The 16,460-nt window shown below is 34.3% G+C and carries 13 protein-coding genes and 1 pseudogene; 6 read left to right on the plus strand and 8 right to left on the minus strand.

Annotated elements, in window-relative coordinates; genetic code table 11:
• Positions 1-165: 165 nt before the first annotated feature.
• The gene (locus tag AC2CGN_RS18740) at positions 166-1,575 is read right to left on the minus strand and encodes an aminotransferase-like domain-containing protein (protein WP_484515504.1); all 1,410 of its coding nucleotides are present in this window, start codon (positions 1,573-1,575) and stop codon (positions 166-168) included.
• A 128-nt stretch (positions 1,576-1,703) separates the two neighbouring features.
• On the opposite strand from AC2CGN_RS18740, the gene AC2CGN_RS18745 reads away from it, so the two are divergent.
• Complete coding sequence (locus AC2CGN_RS18745; protein ID WP_484515506.1) at positions 1,704-2,582, plus strand: DMT family transporter; 879 nt, start codon at positions 1,704-1,706, stop codon at positions 2,580-2,582.
• A gap of 631 nt (positions 2,583-3,213) precedes the next feature.
• On the opposite strand, the gene AC2CGN_RS18750 is transcribed toward AC2CGN_RS18745, so the two are convergent.
• The gene (locus tag AC2CGN_RS18750; RefSeq protein WP_484515508.1) at positions 3,214-4,401 is read right to left on the minus strand and encodes an MFS transporter; all 1,188 of its coding nucleotides are present in this window, start codon (positions 4,399-4,401) and stop codon (positions 3,214-3,216) included.
• 91 nt (positions 4,402-4,492) lie between these two features.
• On the opposite strand from AC2CGN_RS18750, the gene AC2CGN_RS18755 reads away from it, so the two are divergent.
• Entirely contained in the window at positions 4,493-5,362 is an 870-nt protein-coding gene (locus AC2CGN_RS18755; protein ID WP_484515509.1) for a LysR family transcriptional regulator, read from the plus strand.
• 629 nt (positions 5,363-5,991) lie between these two features.
• Here AC2CGN_RS18755 and AC2CGN_RS18760 read toward each other — a convergent pair.
• From AC2CGN_RS18760 to AC2CGN_RS18775, 4 genes and pseudogenes are all read right to left on the minus strand, one after another.
• Complete coding sequence (locus tag AC2CGN_RS18760; protein ID WP_484515511.1) at positions 5,992-6,171, minus strand: Lrp/AsnC ligand binding domain-containing protein; 180 nt, start codon at positions 6,169-6,171, stop codon at positions 5,992-5,994.
• Positions 6,172-6,197: 26 nt separating this feature from the next.
• Positions 6,198-6,632 (minus strand): annotated as a pseudogene (locus tag AC2CGN_RS18765) (tyrosine-type recombinase/integrase); the annotation flags it as partial.
• A 210-nt stretch (positions 6,633-6,842) separates the two neighbouring features.
• Positions 6,843-9,041 carry a M56 family metallopeptidase gene (locus AC2CGN_RS18770; RefSeq protein ID WP_484515513.1) on the minus strand — a complete coding sequence of 733 codons (2,199 nt, stop codon included), beginning with the start codon at positions 9,039-9,041 and terminating at the stop codon, positions 6,843-6,845.
• Between the two features lie 9 nt (positions 9,042-9,050).
• Positions 9,051-9,443, minus strand: a complete 393-nt coding sequence (locus tag AC2CGN_RS18775) for a BlaI/MecI/CopY family transcriptional regulator (protein ID WP_484515515.1) — start codon at positions 9,441-9,443, stop codon at positions 9,051-9,053.
• Between the two features lie 360 nt (positions 9,444-9,803).
• On the opposite strand from AC2CGN_RS18775, the gene AC2CGN_RS18780 reads away from it, so the two are divergent.
• Both AC2CGN_RS18780 and AC2CGN_RS18785 read left to right on the plus strand, forming a co-directional pair.
• The gene (locus tag AC2CGN_RS18780) at positions 9,804-10,847 is read left to right on the plus strand and encodes an ArsR family transcriptional regulator (protein ID WP_484515517.1); all 1,044 of its coding nucleotides are present in this window, start codon (positions 9,804-9,806) and stop codon (positions 10,845-10,847) included.
• Positions 10,844-12,058, plus strand: a complete 1,215-nt coding sequence (locus AC2CGN_RS18785; RefSeq protein WP_484515519.1) for an MFS transporter — start codon at positions 10,844-10,846, stop codon at positions 12,056-12,058. Before AC2CGN_RS18780 ends, AC2CGN_RS18785 begins: the two co-directional genes overlap by 4 nt.
• 764 nt (positions 12,059-12,822) lie before the next feature.
• Here AC2CGN_RS18785 and AC2CGN_RS18790 read toward each other — a convergent pair.
• The gene (locus tag AC2CGN_RS18790) at positions 12,823-14,679 is read right to left on the minus strand and encodes an alpha/beta fold hydrolase (RefSeq protein ID WP_484515521.1); all 1,857 of its coding nucleotides are present in this window, start codon (positions 14,677-14,679) and stop codon (positions 12,823-12,825) included.
• Positions 14,680-14,736: 57 nt separating this feature from the next.
• The gene (locus AC2CGN_RS18795; RefSeq protein ID WP_286925234.1) at positions 14,737-15,303 is read right to left on the minus strand and encodes a TetR/AcrR family transcriptional regulator; all 567 of its coding nucleotides are present in this window, start codon (positions 15,301-15,303) and stop codon (positions 14,737-14,739) included.
• Between the two features lie 304 nt (positions 15,304-15,607).
• On the opposite strand from AC2CGN_RS18795, the gene AC2CGN_RS18800 reads away from it, so the two are divergent.
• Together AC2CGN_RS18800 and AC2CGN_RS18805 are read left to right on the plus strand one after the other, a co-directional pair.
• Complete coding sequence (locus AC2CGN_RS18800) at positions 15,608-16,186, plus strand: MBL fold metallo-hydrolase (RefSeq protein WP_484515523.1); 579 nt, start codon at positions 15,608-15,610, stop codon at positions 16,184-16,186.
• Entirely contained in the window at positions 16,183-16,365 is a 183-nt protein-coding gene (locus AC2CGN_RS18805; RefSeq protein WP_484515525.1) for a hypothetical protein, read from the plus strand. The genes AC2CGN_RS18800 and AC2CGN_RS18805 overlap by 4 nt, the downstream gene beginning before the upstream one ends.
• The last annotated feature ends 95 nt before the right edge of the window (positions 16,366-16,460 follow it).

The raw sequence follows: 16,460 nt of genomic DNA on the forward strand, positions 1-16,460 counted from the left end.
CTACTTTTGTTTAAGTGTCTTTCAATTTCTTAAAAACGCAAGAAATTGAAAACAGAAAATTCAATCAAAATTCATGCGACGTTAGTGTTGTCTAATATTTAATAATTTGTTTTTATTTCAAATTCAGAGAACGATTTAATTCACTAGATAATTAAAGTATTATATCTATTTCATTTTTATTATTTCACTTAATTTGAAGATGCCTACTTTTATTTCATCGAGTGAAGCATACCCATAAGAGATTCGTATAAACTGTCCTGACTTTTCAGCATAAATACTACCAGGATTTAGAAGAATATTGTTGGAAAATGCTTTTTCAAATAGCCTTTTTACTTTGAATTCGGGTTTTATTTTTACCCATATGAACAATCCACCTTTTGGGATGTCCCACGTAGCATAAGGACTCAAATATTTATCCAGTGCATCTAAAGCAACTTTTCTACGAACCCTAAGTTGTTCTCTTACTTTATCAAGATGACTATCATAGAAATTACTAGATAACCACTCTGCGGCAACGAGCTGGGAAAGAGTACTTGATCCATAATCGGATTGCATTTTTAAATCCGCTAATCGATTAATAACTGACTCTGAGCCAACTATCCAGCCAATTCGTAATCCTGGACTAAGGGTTTTTGATAAACTCCCGACATATAATACATTTCCATAAAGGTCCCTTGCTTTTAGTGGTTTAGGTGGTGGGTTATCAATCCATAAATCGTGGTACACATCATCTTCTATAACTGGCAGCTGCTCTCTTTCACAATAGGCAATTAATTTCTCTCGTCTCTTTTCTTGCATTAAGGCGCCTGTAGGATTATGAAAGGTTGGAATCGTATATAAAATATTTTTTCCTTTTTCCTTTGTCAAATAAATTGAATCGATGATTAGCCCCTCCTTGTCCATCGCTAATCCTTGCAACTCCATCCCCGCAGACTCAAAAACAGTCAACGAGTAAAGATAGGACGGCATCTCTAGCAATACCGTAGAACCTCTTTTTAGTAATCCAATTGAAATTAAATGTAAAGCTTGGAGCGCACCTGAAACTACGAGAATGGACGAAGGTGATGCTTCGATACCCCTTACCTTTAAATAGTCACTAATGGCTTGTCGTAAATTTATATTTCCTTTCGGCTCTTCATAGCCAAACGAGGTCAATTGATTCGATATCTTTTGAACGATGAATTTCATCTCTTCTAAGGGGAACATTTCTGGTGATAGCTCCCCCTTACTCAATTGAATAAGATTCGTATTCGATTCTGCCTCGTTAATCTCCTGCACCATAGATACACTGGGTTTATGAATGCCTAAAGTGACGTTTTCATTCCAGTTAGTCGATGATTTTGCCCCCATCAAAGTCCAAGTATTATTGGTGACGATTGTTTCCTTCCCTGCCTTACCTTCTAGTAGCCCATCTGCCATTAGTTCCTCTAATGCCGTTATGACTGTACTACGATTAACCTCAAACTGTTTTGCCAAATTACGTTGGCTTGGTATGGGGCTTCCAATCGCCCACTCCCCTTTAGCAATTTTTTCTTTTATAAAATCAATAATCAATTGATATTTTGGTTTTTTCATATGTACACCCTCCTCTGACTGGTTGGTTTTTTTCATTTTAACCTGTTGGAGAAATTTTATCAAAATCCTATTAATATTGAAAACATCAATTTAATTGGTTGGATGATAAAAGTAAACGAGGTGTATTTATGTTAAAAACATTAGATGTAAAGATTATTTCTGCTCATTTCACAACAATCATTTTATGGGCATCGGCGTTTCCAGGAATACGAGTGGCATTGTCAGCCTATTCACCTGAACATCTATCACTATTACGATTATTAGTCGGATCATTCATCTTAATCATCATAGCAGTTATTACAAAAACTCCTTTGCCTGCGTTAAAAGATATCCCCATTATTTTATTACTTGGCTTTTTAGGTTTCACCGTGTATCAAGTAGCACTAAATTATGGAGAGCAAACGATTAGTGCTGGGATTGCGAGTTTACTTGTTTCCACAACTCCTATATTCACTGCTTTGCTAGCTGTATTCTTTTATCGTGAGAAGCTTGGATTATGGGGATGGCTTGGTTCACTTATTGGTGTTTGTGGTGTAGCATTTATTTCGGTTGGAGGTTCAAATGAAAGTTCTTCGCTTAATTCAGGGATTATTATCGTTTTAATAGCATCCCTTTCAGAAAGTATTTATTTTGTTTTTCAACATCGATATCTAAAAAAGTATGGGGCTACTCCCTTTACGATGTACGCAATTTGGTCAGGTACATTTTTTATGCTAATTTTCTCACCTGGCCTAAGTGAAGCAATTATGGATGCCCCGTTAAATACAACATTAGTCATTTTGTATCTTGGAATCTTTCCAACAATCATTCCTTATTTTACTCTAGCTTATGTTACCTCACGAACTGGAGCAGCTGAAGCAACAAGTACACTTTATTTAACCTCTGTTTTTGCATTTCTTATCGCATGGATCTGGCTTGGTGAAGTTCCACAATTTTCTGCCGTAACTGGGGGCTTAATTACTTTAATAGGTGTATTTATTGCAAATATAAAAAAAAGAAATGATTAAAGAAAATAACAATGCTCAAAGTTTAAACTAGTGATCAATAATTAATCAATTTGTTTTGATCACTTCAGATTGATGACAACAAGTATGAGAGCAGTAACACTCTATGCATGTTGTCATTTTTAATTCTTCGATCCATAAAAAAATAACCTTCAGACTTTATTTATCAGCAAATGCAAAGACTCCATTTTGAAAAAAGATTGATTAAAATGGAGTTAATCTTTATCTTGCTCTATATTTCAACAATAATATCCAATGAAAATGTTAATCAACAATCTGGCCCTTAAACGGAAAAGATACATTCCTTATTAAAGAAATGCGCCCTTTAATGGAATAACTAAGATGTTTATTAAATCCTATACTCATTAGTCATACTCTAATGAAAGTTCCTTGTTATCTTCTTCAATACTCGTTTACAAAAGGCGGTAAAATGCACAGCGAACTTGCCATTCGGTACGTTCGTTCTAACATGTATTTCCTCTCCCTTCGCAACTGCAAATGTGGGTGATTATTTCCCCCTTCCATAACCTTCAACAAGATTTTTTATAAAATGCCAAATATCGAAGAGTATTAAAAAAATAAAAACCCAACTGAATTTCAAGGCAGTTGAGTTTAGAAATTACTTTTTAATTCATTAAAGTCGATGGTGCTTCATAACTTTTTTATTTAGGTAGAAAGAACATCTGATAAAAATAAGTGCGAGTATAACGAATAATCCACCAATCCAGCTTAAATTTTCTATATTAGTATATTGAATAATGATTCCTCCTAATGCAGAGCCCAGCATCATTCCCACATTCATTAAGGCGGTATTAAAACTGAGTACTGTTTCAGAGGATTGTGGTTTTAGTGAAATCAGATAAAATTGCTTTGCTGGTGTCGTTGTCCAAGTTGCTACTCCCCAAAAAGCTAGTGTGACAAATACACCCACTGCCCTATACTGTGTAAATGCTAGTACAAATAAAGAGATGATATGAACACATAAACTTAATGATATTGTTCGATTAGGTCCCCATCTGTCTACCGCATATCCTCCAAAGCGTGAACCAATAAAAGCAAAAGTGCCTAAAACAAATAAAGCGATACTTGTCATTTCAATAGAAAAGCCAGCAGTATGACTTAATAATGGAGCAATGTAGGCAAACACCATAGTATATCCTAAAATCCAAAAGATCGTTGTCATTAAACCCGTAAGGACTCGTTTATCTTTCATGATTTGTAGCTGTTGTGTAAATGGCAGCGTTTGGTTTCCTTTTATAGCTGGTAGTAATTTATATAGTCCTATCATTAAAAAAACTGTACCAAGCACAATGATCAAGAAAATATAGTGCCAATCAAAATATCCAGCTAAAAATGTTCCAATAGGCACTCCAAGTACTAATGAAACCGTGAAACCTGTAATGACTGTTGCCATAGCACTACCTCTTTTTTCTGGAACTGCAATTTGAGCGGCATAATTGGTGGCAATAACAATATACAGCCCTCCACTCATCGCCATAATAACTCTGGATAACATAAGAATGACGAAATTATAACTGAAAAATGCAACTAGATTTCCTAGAATAAATATAGAGATGGCACATAAAAGCACTTTCTTACGGTCCAATTTAGACGTTAGCATGACCAATACCAATGCTCCAATAGCATAAGATAAGGAATAAATCGTAATCAACTGACCAGCCATTGAAATTGAAACATCTAATTCGAAAGAAATCAGTTCTAAAATTCCAGAAACAACAAACTCTGCTGTTCCTGTTACAAAAGCTCCTAAAGCTAAAAGTATGATGATTAGTTGATTTATATTATTTTTCAATTTGTACATCTCCTTATATTTGAACTGCTGTTTTTATTTTAAGTCCCATGTTAATATAAGTAAAATTGATGTTTTTAATAAAGGAGATGAGTATTTACTCATGACTATTGTGCGCTACGAAATCATTGCAAAAGTAGTCGAGCTAGGAAGCTTTACAGAAACTGCTGAAATATTAAATATGACTCAATCAGCCGTGAGTCATGCAGTTGCGAGTTTAGAATCTGAATGGGGAGTTTCTTTATTAATTCGTGATCGAAAAAAAGGAATAACACTTACAGAAATAGGGCAAAAAATTCTGCCGAATATTAGAGAAATATTGAAAAGAGTGGAAGTCATTAATCAAGAAATTGCACTTATGACAAGCTTGGAAACAGGTATTATTCGTATCGGCACTTTTGCAAGTGCTTCTTCTTGCTTATTGCCTAAATTACTTGTGAAATTCCGGAAAAAACATCCTAAAATAGAATTTAAATTTTACGAAGGAACCTATGAGGAAATTACAGAATGGTTGGGTTCAGGCATTATTGACATTGGATTTGTAGTAAAAGGAAAATCAAATCCAAATTTCGATTTAGTTCCTTTGATTAAAGACAAGATGGTAGTCGCTTATCACCCTGATCATCAATTCCATTTTAAAGAAACAGTAGAAATGAATGATTTAATGGATGAATCCTTTATTATGCCAACAGGGATGTACCAATCACATGTTGAGGAATTATTTGCAGAAGCGCAAATTAAACCATCTATTCTTTTTGAAGTACACGACTGTACAACCATCGCTAATATGGTACAGGAAGGACTTGGCGTTACGATAGGTCCAGAATTATATTTAAAGACACAGCAAAACATAAAAATCAGCAAACTAAATATTGAAAACAGCCGTGAAGTATCACTTGCCTGTCATTCTATTGCAAATGCTTCTCCTGCAGTTAAGGAATTTCTCCATGTGGCAAAAAATGTTTTTAAGTGAACATTTGTAGCGATTACGTTTCAAAATAGAACTTCCTTTATTCATGTAACTCATGATAAAAGGGAAGAAAAAAGGAATTTTTTTATGTATAGCCTTTTAGATTTATTAAAAACACCTAACAGGTGTAGTGGAACGTCCCCAAGCGTCGTTTTGGAGCCTATCGTTAAAAAATGTTTTTCAATAATAGGGCCCTTTTCATGAATAAAGACGCTTTCCTTATTACGGAAAAGCGCCCTATAATGGAATAACTGAGTAGTTTCTAATGGCTGGGTTCGTAATATAGCAGCCAAATTTTAAACTGTACTTGATATAGTAGACACTATAATGTATTGAAGGTCTTCAACAATCACCTTCGAACGGATAAACCACATCTCTTGTAGTAAGGAACTGCAAGTTTAGATTGCTTTTGGTAAATTTATTAATCAATTTTTCCAGTAGCAACTCTTCTTCCATTTGACTCTTCTCTTTCGCTAGTTTATTAGTTCTTCAATTTTTCCATACGTAATTTTGTTTTTTGCTCTAAGATTTTTATTTATCAATAATCGATTCAAAGAGCCTATTCATAAGGATAAGAAGAAACCTATCATAAACGTATTGGTCTTAACTGATTTTATACATATTTTAATCTTTTAGCACCACGGGTGAGGGAAACAATGGCTTATAGTCGATAGGTGAGGAAAGAGAAACAGTGTAGTGGAGTTACCATATTTCATACTTTCATTTTCAAATAGTTCAAGTTCTTTTGTAGATTCAACTACTACTTTTATTAAGTAATTATATTCCCCACTTATACGATGACACTCTACCACTTTTGGTGTATTTTCACAGTATTCAACAAAATTAAGACATTGTGTATACGGCAGCTCGTTGAATACATAAACTCAAATAGTGCTTTCTCCATCGTTGTTTGACAAGCTTCCCTTAGATGTTCTATCTCTAATTCTGAGAGAAATTTAGGAATCCTTTTACCTAATTTCGGCTCTTTTAATTTAGCTGCAGGATTTTTTAGAGTATAACCTTCTTCATGTGACCATCTAAATAATGATTTAACACAACGAATCCTATGTCCTAAACTAGAAGGCTTTAAATGGTCTCCTGATCGTATTAAATATTCTTTTAATCTATCTGTATTAAATTCGTTCATATCAATATCACCAAAAAATCGTAATAATAGATTGTATTGAAAACAATATGTTTTTAATGTAAGCGATGAATATCCCTCAATTTTTTTATCCTGTTGATACCTTTTCCATGCTTCGGATAATAACATGTGTCTTTCACTCTCCCACCTAAAAATCTATTAATTCTAAATTCTATTATGTTCAATGAAAGATTTTTTCATACAAGGATATAAAAAAATAGTGATAGTTATGAACTCTAATTAATCTAAAAGGCACTTTCCGTGTTTCCAGGAAAGCGCCCGATTGCAGAAGATTGAAGAATTTTAAAAAATTGATTGTTTTGTATCGTATGCCAATAATTATTCAGCAATTTTAAGACTATCTATTTTATACCCCTGTGCTAAGGCTTGGAAAGTAAATTGAGATTTTTGAGGTGAAGCTTTAGCCAATAGTAATGTCCCTTCCTCACCATTGACTTCTATAGTATCAACTAAGTATCCCTTTTTCGCATGGATATACCATGTATCATTTTGATGTAAAATAGTTGTTTCGTTTGGCTTCTTCTTAGCTTCCTCCCATTGTTCCTTTAATTCTTCAGGAATGTATTCATCGATATTTCCTGTAATTATTTTTGGGCCATTCCACAGTTCTTCTTTTTTATAGTCATCCAAATTCGGGGTAAATCTCTTTGTATCAATTGGAACATTCACTTCAAGGCTTGTAGGATGCAGATAATCAACGAGCTTTCCTTTAGCATCATAAGTTTCATATTTCACTAATATTCCTGTATCTTTATCCACCCAAAACCGGAATGACCTGGCGTCCCTATGGTTTATATTCCCTTTTATTACAAGCGTGTTATGACCGAGTAATTCTTCATTTTGATTCTCTATTTCCCATTTACTTAAATCTCTTGTATAGTTAGAGGCAATCTCATAGGGAAATAAGGTTGCATTTGCCAAGCCAAATGGGGATCTTTCTCTATAAATGGATAAGGGATTTCCATCAGGGGCAGTTGAAAATGCTTGTTCTAATGTTAGTGTAGTTCCTTTTTTTAAGTTCTCTTCCATTCCCATTACTTGCGATTCTATATAGGTTTTTGCTGAATCATTAAGGGACCACACTGTTCCATCTTTATAAAATTCTTGAGAAGAAATTTCACCTGTATTAAATGTTATTTTACCATATCCCCCTGGTTCCACTTTTAAACTAATATCATATTTAACTACCTCATAACCAGGACTAAAATCGTAATGAATTTTATATTCACCTCTTGCGGTTTCAAAATAATCTACTGTGTTAATCATTTTAGTTAGAATCTCTTCTTCAGTCATTTCATCATAATTTTCTTTATGTTTTGGCGGTGTATATACAGTTGTCTCCGTTTTTGTTTCTATTTTTGCTTTCCCATCTGTGTTCGCTTTTATTTGTTTTTCACTCGACCCATCTGCATTTGCATTCAGTAAAGAAACTGATGCAACAGCAGCCACCGCCAAGATACCAAGTGCTGACCAGCGATAAGATTTCTTTTTGAATTTTTTAATCATAAGGATTCTCCTCTTTAATATTCTTTTATTTTTACTTAAATTGGCTAAACTAGGCACCGGATAATAATTCCTATAGTGTTCTAAAAGACTGATAATGGTATATCCATATGGTACCTTTTCCTCTTCCTCCATAAAGCTGAGAGCGTACGCATCACATGCAAGTTCCTGATCCTCTCGCATACAAACATAAGCAACCCAAATAATCGGGTTAAACCAATTTAAGATTAGTAAAAAATGCATAAGCCAATTAATACCGACGTCTCTTCGTTTTATGTGAGCTAATTCATGATGGAAAATATGTCGTAGTTGCTGTTCATTGAGAAGATTGATTTGATCACTTGAGAGTAATATTCTTGGTTGAAGGAATCCAAGCACTGTTGGACTTGGGATTTTTCCAGCTAAAAGCAAAGGGACATTCTGCTGAATAGACATTGATTTCTTACAGTTTTCAAAAATGTTGATAATCTTTTCATCTGTTATAACAGGTTGTTGTTTTATATAGTGCTGTAATCGTCTATTCGCAAGATAAGTTGTGAAACCTAATAGAATTACACCTGTTAACCAAATGTATAAGGCAATGCTTTGAATGGAAAGTGGCTCTTCCTCTTGTTTGCCATTACTATTCGTTGTCTCTTTCTTGCTTTCCACTATCGTAGGTGAGGTAGGAGTATCAAAGCGTTCGTCATCTGTAACGACCTTTAGATTAGACAAATTGTTTGTTTCATGTAGCTGCTCTGAGGAGCTAATGGATTGGCTTTGTTCAGAAGCAATTGATTCATAACCATTTAATAGAATGGAATAAACACTAAAGGAACTTCCTGGTGACCAGGGAAGTATAAGTCTCACTATTAAAATCATCCATAGTAGATAGTGCCATCTTGGAGTTAACCGGTTTCTCAGTAATACCTTGACACATAAGATGACACCCACTAATATGCTTGCCATAATAGACGTTTCTATCACCCAGTCAAAAAGGTGAGGCAGGTAGGTGTCGAAAACAATATCAATCATTTTTCCTTATCACTTCCTCCGATTCTCTTCAGCCTTCTCATCGAGAATACGTTTGAGTTCATTAATGTCTTCTGAAGATAACTTTTCTTCCTTCAAAAAATTTACAAGTAAAGGTTTAAAGGCTGCGCCATAGAATCGTTTCAGCAAAGACTTTGTTTCTACTTGCAAATAACTTTCCTGCGACACCAAAGGATAATATGTATACAAACGTCCCTTTTCCTGATGATAAGAAACTGCTTCCTTTTGGACTAATCTGTTAATAAGTGTTCGAATGGTTTTTGGTTTCCAGTCCGTTGTTGACTCCAACCTATCAATGATTTCATTCGCTGTTTGAGGTGATTCCACCCACAAGACTTTCATAACTTCCAATTCAGCCTCAGATATTTTAGGTAATTCCTTCATCTTATGGAATTACACCTCCTTTAATATTACAAATGTAATCTATGATTAAATATTACATTTGTAATCCTATAGTGTCAACCATATATCTCTTCTAAACTTTAATAAAAATATCTAGGTGTTGTTCAAAAACTTGAACTGGTCCAATTCAACAAGGACACCTTCTCGAATACAAGAATAGCGCCCTTTAATGGAATAACTAAAATACGGGCTTTTATTACTGTAAACATCTCCCTTTTAAGATTTCAATAAAAGGAAGTATTTTGTTACAAGGGAGCAAGCAGAAATTTCAATTCCAAATTTATTGAATAAAAAATTCCAATATATTAGAATGTAGGAAATACATAATAAGGAGGCTCTTTTATGAAACACCTTTATTCTCCATATCCAGCTGAAAGCATTTCCTTACAAGTAGAATCCTCACCTGTTTGGGAAGTGATACTTGGTATTGCAGGGTACACACATGGACAACTTCGACATACATTCGATTTAGATGAAAAGTGGATATCAGAGCAAGATTCAATGCCTTCATCATTATTAAAACATTTGAAGGTAATTGAGGAGACCAATTTATGGTATGGACTGATTATGCTTCAAGATAAACTATCTGCATTATCTGTTCAAGATTTTTCGAATCAACTTTCAGAAATTCCAATTGCTCGCTTTTATGACATACTTTTGCCGTACAAAGATCGGAATACTGAGCCTATAAGAAAAGCGACAGCCACTGAACATCATCGAGGTGAATTATTTGAGAAGTATTCGACATATTTTGAAGACCACGATTACTTAGGTGGGTATGTGCGTAATCTTAGTCGTTATACACAACAAGAAATTTGTGACCTATTCAACAATACATTGGTTGAGTGGTACATGTGGGTAAGTCAACAAGAAGAATGGGAAAAATGGACTCATGCGCTTGCTTTTGAACAGAAACAATACAAATCATTGGATATAACAAATCCTATTGAGGAAATCGAACGAATTACGGGTGGAATCAAGTATCTCCCTGAACCTTCTGTCTGGAATGTCAAATTAATTCCACACGTATCTTATCGTCCTTGGATCTTAGAAAAACGCACACCTGATACTAAACTTTTCTTTTATCCTTTAAAGGAAGAATATTTGATAGAGCCTGGTGTTCCATCAAATGAGTTAATTCGTGGTCATAAGGCCTTAGGGGATGAACTTCGATTGAAATTGCTTTATCAACTTCTAAAGGGACCTTTATCACTTCAAGAGTTGAGCGTGCAGTTTAATACATCTAAAACAACACTACATCACCAACTTTCTATATTGAAAGCAGCAAAGTTTATTCGTGTTGATAAAGGTATCTATTCAGCAAATCTAACGCAGATTAACGCTTTTTCTGGACGACTCACTCAGTACCTGGGGGTTCACAAATGAATAAGTTCTCTAAGTCATTTAAAGCACTTTGGATAGGTGAAATTGTATCCGAATTTGGTGGAGCAGCTGGAGGAATCATTAATGGATTGTTACTTTATGAATTGACAGGTTCAAGGGAATGGATGGGTGTACTTTGGCTTGTATATTTTATCCCCTCTTTAATTTTGCAAGGCATTAGTGCGCCTTTCCTAAACCATGTTGTGAAGGAGAAAATGCTTCAAAACATACAATTGATTCGTGCTGGAGCCTACATCCTTCCACTTGTTGGTTATTTAATTGGTACAGACGTGGGAACCATTTTAGGATTAGTCGTTTTACAATGTTTGTTAGGCTTGATGCAACCAATTTACGCAAGTCTATCTTTCTCGCTTCTACCAGAAATTTGTAAAGAGAAAGAACTTGTCGAAGCAAATGCATTACTAGATGGAACTATTCGACTTATGAGTTTTATCGCTCCTGGAGCAACTTCATTATTGCTTTTGGTCAGTCCTATACATTTTATATATGGGTTTTCATCTGTAATGTTCCTCGTCAGCTTTCTCGCACTTTCACGTATCCCTCAATCAAGTAAGAAGAAAGTGGCAACTTGGACAAAGAAATTTTGGTGGGCAGAAATGAAGGAAGGCTATCGAACATTCTTTAAATATCCAAATCTTTTTCGACTTACCATTCTTTCTTCCACGGTACAATTTGCGGTTGGAGCAACGATGGTTTTAAGTATTCCTTTTATACGAGGAGACCTTAATGGTCATTCTTGGGAATATGCGATCTTTTCTGGGTCTTTCCCAGTCGGTTATGCTGTAGGTATGGTACTACTTACGAAGTTACCAAAAACCTATCAAACTATGTACCTCGGTTTAATAGGAGGAGGTCTTTCTTTCGTACTCTTGTTTTTTGTAAATTCAGTTCCTATTGCATGGGTGTGTGAATTGTTTGGAGGAATGGTATTTCCTTTATTCAATGCTCAAAGTGCAGCAATTTTTCAGCGTGAAGCTCCTAGAGATCGTTTAACCCAACTAAGTGCAGTTCGATTACTATTCATTCGAGTTACCATGCCATTAGGGATATTGTTTGCTTCCTCAACATTTTTAGATTTAAGTACGCGTCAAATATATGCGATTGTTGGTATGTTAATTGTTTTACCTGGATTATTTCACCTCCTTTCTTCATTTTCCCAACCAAATAAAGATTTACTTACAAATAAAAAATAAAAAACAAGTATGTAGCTTTAGAATACAGATTGATCAAAAAGTTACCTTCAGACTTTATTTATCAGCAAATGCAAAAACTCCATTTTGTAAAAAGATTGATCAAAATGGAGTTAATCTTTATCTAACTCTATATTTCAACAATAACATTCATTGAAAACGTTCCTCAACAATCTGGCCCGTTTGTGGAATAAGAAAAAATTTCAAATTAATTGCCTCCTTATCAATAATTTAATCCCATACTCATTGTTAGTCATAGAATCAATATGACTTACTTTATTAAATGTATAAGCAGATAAAAATGTTTAGGTAAAGGAGGAAGGACAACATAAAATCTCAAAATTTTTCTACTAAGACGCCGTTATTTGAGTTAAAGGTAATTATTTTTATTGAGATAAAAATGTTTGTAATCTTCTTCTGATTTGAATTAATAAAGTTATTTAATTTTAATTAAAAAGGTAAGAGCCTTACTACAATCTATAAGAAGTAGCAAAGCTCTTTAAGTTGTTTCAATTTACATTCAATAATTATACATCCCTTAAAAAATGAATAATAAGTTGTTATATTTCTTATTCAACGAACGCACCCGGTGGCATTGCTGCTGAACTAGTTACATATAGCCAAGTTATGGGTATGTGAACTAGAGAAGATATTGGACTAATGTATGGTCAATTCCATACTGCCAGTTTAAGTATATTTCTTCACAAGGCGACTTTATTTCAAAGACACAACGATCTTACTACATGCTTTTTATTTATCCCACACTCTCATCTGCTAGTACTACTATTTTTTATTACCAAATTAGCCGTTTCACTCGGATGGTTAAGAGGAAAATGATGACCATATGGAACAAAATCAACCTTACCCAGATGTGAAGGAGCAGAATAGCCTCTGTCATAATCCCCCCAAATAATGTGAAGATTATACTTTGTTACTTCATTGAAATCACCTTGAACGTTTTTCGATAGTAAAGTGTTAAGCTGAACGGTAGTATTTAAAATTCTAGGAGAAGTAAAACTTTTACTTATTTTTTCAATATAATGTTCAGGGATGCTCTCTATACTTTCAAATAAACCATTACTTAATAAATATCGCTCTATCAAATTAGTAGTTGCCAATTTCAATGTCCATTTGTTCATAAATTGAGGAACATATATCGATTTAGCATTTTTTTTAGCAATAGGTGGCTGAAGTAAAGTAATTGTATACTTCTTATCTATGTACTTTTGTACTAATGCTTCCAAAAGAATATACGCACCAAATGAATGGCCAATTAGATGGGCGCCGTTAGTAGCTTTCTCCAATAACTTTTTTAATACATTCAAATAGATATTTAAAAGATTTTTCTCGCGTTTAAAAGGAGAACGTCCCAAACCTGGAAGATCCAAGATCCATACAGGTTGACCAGTTTTTTCATGAAGCTCGTGCGCTAAAGGAAATAAATCCTCTCCATCACTCAATAAACCATGTAATAAAATAAACGGTTTCCCCTCTCCTTGTAATTGGTAAAGGGTATTGTTATCGCATAATGTTCGCTCAAATAAATGATGATGCTCACCATTTTGATACATCAATCGATAATCCAGATCAGCTACTACGGCAGGGAAAAAGTTCATGACACTCATCTTCTTAAACCAATCTCCCCCCCTCATGTTTTTCACCGAACCATTTGAAAATGTTCGTTTTGTGATAAAATTCAGTCCATCAGAAGGAATGTTTGCTATTTTACTTACTCCACTTTTCATTATTGTTTTCATAAGTGGCATTGGAACAGAGATTTTTGGTGCCCTCATATTCATACTTTCCGACATAACACTTAATAATTCAGCAATGTTCGGATCGTTCTCTTTGTCATCAACAAGTGTATATGTTTGAATAGCCGGCTGCTCCAATTTGAAAACCTGCACAATAAACTTCGCAAACTCATCGTTTGAAATCAGTGGCAACCTATATCCCTTACCTCCAGGAATCACTGGCAAGAGCCCTCTTCGCATACTTGTCACAAGCAAACCTAATCCTGCTATCTGCTCTGTACTCCCTGTTTTACTACTACCAACCACAGTTGGCGGATTAATGACAGACAGCGGATAACCTACTGCTGATGCCTGTTGACGGATATAAAGATCTGCTAAAAATTTTGTTTTCTCATATGGATTTTTTATTTTCAAATAATTGTTTCCTTCTTTAAACACATCAATTGCAATCTTGCTATTTTTATCATCAAAGGGACTCATATAACCTACAACATGAATAAATTGCTGCAAGCCCTTCAATTGATGAATACTTTTAGCGAATTCACTAATATGTTTGGCGCCATTCAAAAATACAGAAGTTGCCTCTTTGTTTGTCGCTTGAATATCCATGGAGCCTCCTGCGTGAATAATCACATCCGTTTTCAATACCAACTCCTTATCTTCAGCACTTAGACCTAAGTCTATTTTCGTTAAATCACCTTCAATAAAGTGCATATTTTCCTCTTTTAAGATGCCTCTTTCCTGAAAAATGTGTGTTGCTTTACTTTTCGACCTCACTAAAAGAAGAATGTTCACATCCTCTTTGACTAATTCCTTCACTAATTGCTTTCCAATAAAACCTGTTCCACCCGTTAAAAATACTGTTCTCATAAAAATCCTCCTAGTAGTACTGTGTAGTACTAATTTGATGTAAAAAAAATGCTTCTTTTACCGAAGCAAGTTAAACAAATGATCTGCTGTTTTCATGATGACAGTTGCATCCTCCAGTGTTTCTGAAATAAATAGCGCTCCTTCAAGATTTGTAATAAAAAGAGATGCAACCTCGTCAATATTTATTGTCTTTCTAAATTCACCATTCTCTACCCCTTGTTGAAGGAATAGAGAAACTTTCGTTTGTAAGCCTTTAAAAAAAAGACCTATTTTTTCTTTTACTTTTGTGGCATTTGTAGGACTTTGAATATAAAGCGTAATAAATGGACAGCTCCCGTTATATTCTCTCGTCTGAACTCCTTGTGATATTTGCTTTAAAAACAGTTGGATACGATCTTCAACTAATAAATGGTTTTGAGCTAGTAAGTCATCTATTGCAGATTGATACATTTCAATCCAATAATCAACGACCCCTTCCAACAATTCTTCCTTATTAGAGAAGTGATAATACACATTAGACTTTGAAACTTTGCTTACACGTACTAATTCATCCATGCTTGTATAAGCAAACCCTTTTTCTAAAAATAATGTTGCAGCTACTTCAATTACACGTTTTTGATTCATTAATTTTACCTTTGTCATAATTAGTACTATACAGTACTACAATTGGTGTTGCAAGTATTTTTGTTAGTTTAATAAAAAAATTGATCAAAAAAGCTATACTTTAATTGATTTTACTGCTAAAAATTAATCTCATTTTGAACAAAGTTGAACTGAACCCCAAAACTGTTTTGGATGGCTTGCAATTTTTCACTTGTGTTTTAACGCTAGGTTCATATATTTTTGAAAAGAAAACAAATATGTTTTTTTGGAAGATACATACGAATTTATTTTTGTAGTCACTAAATTGTTTAGAGGAGATGCTTTTATGCCCATTTCAGTACAGCATATTCGACATGCTACATCAATTATCTCAATAAATGGAAAACGACTACTGATTGTTCCGATGTTGAGTGAAGCCGGTAAACTTTCACCTGTCCCTTTCACTAGAAATTATCGCAGAAATCCATTGACTTCATTGACTGTTTCACTTCACATTTTCGAAGATGTAGATGCTATCCTTCTAACACATCGTCATTTTGATCATTGGGATACGAAATCTATATCCATCTTGAATAAGGAAACTCTTGTATTTTGTAGCCTTAGGGACCAAAGCTTTGTTCAAAAAGCTGGATTCAAGAAAATAATAGCAATTAATGACTATTCTGAATGGGAAGGAATTCAAATGAGGAGAATTGAGGGACCGCATGCTCCTGGCATTACTGGTAAGATACTCGGGACAGTTTCTGGTTTTTACTTGAATACGATGTCGGAAGGTTCTATTTATATAGTAGGTGACTGTATTTATACACCAAATATTGAAAAAACCTTTCGAGATTTATCGCCTGATGTTGCTCTTTTGAATGCCTTAGAGGCAGAAATGATATGGGGAATATTATTACAATGACACGCGAGGATATTGCTCGCATTGCTCAGCTATCTCCGAAAACTAAGCTACTTGCAGTGCATCTAGATACTATTAGCCACTGTAAATTGAGCCGAAAGCAACTATCCGATTTTCTTAAGGAACAGGATATAAATGGTTCAGTATTGATTCCTGAAGACGGTGAAATTATTTCTTTTTAATTGTTTCCATTATTAAGTATATTTTCATCAAAAATACAATGCCAATTCGGCAAAGATATACTTAAAGTCACACAATTCTTTCTCTCGTACAAACA

Source organism: Lysinibacillus sp. DFXJR4 (assembly GCF_057196045.1).

Coding starts and splice junctions, on each gene's coding strand:
- AC2CGN_RS18785 (WP_484515519.1), top strand. CDS start 10,844: ATGAATAAGTTCTCTAAGTCATTTAAAGCACTTTGGATAGGTGAAATT.
- AC2CGN_RS18775 (WP_484515515.1), bottom strand. CDS start 9,443: ATGAAGGAATTACCTAAAATATCTGAGGCTGAATTGGAAGTTATGAAA.
- AC2CGN_RS18755 (WP_484515509.1), top strand. CDS start 4,493: ATGACTATTGTGCGCTACGAAATCATTGCAAAAGTAGTCGAGCTAGGA.
- AC2CGN_RS18790 (WP_484515521.1), bottom strand. CDS start 14,679: ATGAGAACAGTATTTTTAACGGGTGGAACAGGTTTTATTGGAAAGCAA.
- AC2CGN_RS18770 (WP_484515513.1), bottom strand. CDS start 9,041: ATGATTGATATTGTTTTCGACACCTACCTGCCTCACCTTTTTGACTGG.
- AC2CGN_RS18780 (WP_484515517.1), top strand. CDS start 9,804: ATGAAACACCTTTATTCTCCATATCCAGCTGAAAGCATTTCCTTACAA.
- AC2CGN_RS18740 (WP_484515504.1), bottom strand. CDS start 1,575: ATGAAAAAACCAAAATATCAATTGATTATTGATTTTATAAAAGAAAAA.
- AC2CGN_RS18800 (WP_484515523.1), top strand. CDS start 15,608: ATGCCCATTTCAGTACAGCATATTCGACATGCTACATCAATTATCTCA.
- AC2CGN_RS18745 (WP_484515506.1), top strand. CDS start 1,704: ATGTTAAAAACATTAGATGTAAAGATTATTTCTGCTCATTTCACAACA.
- AC2CGN_RS18795 (WP_286925234.1), bottom strand. CDS start 15,303: ATGAATCAAAAACGTGTAATTGAAGTAGCTGCAACATTATTTTTAGAA.
- AC2CGN_RS18805 (WP_484515525.1), top strand. CDS start 16,183: ATGACACGCGAGGATATTGCTCGCATTGCTCAGCTATCTCCGAAAACT.
- AC2CGN_RS18750 (WP_484515508.1), bottom strand. CDS start 4,401: ATGTACAAATTGAAAAATAATATAAATCAACTAATCATCATACTTTTA.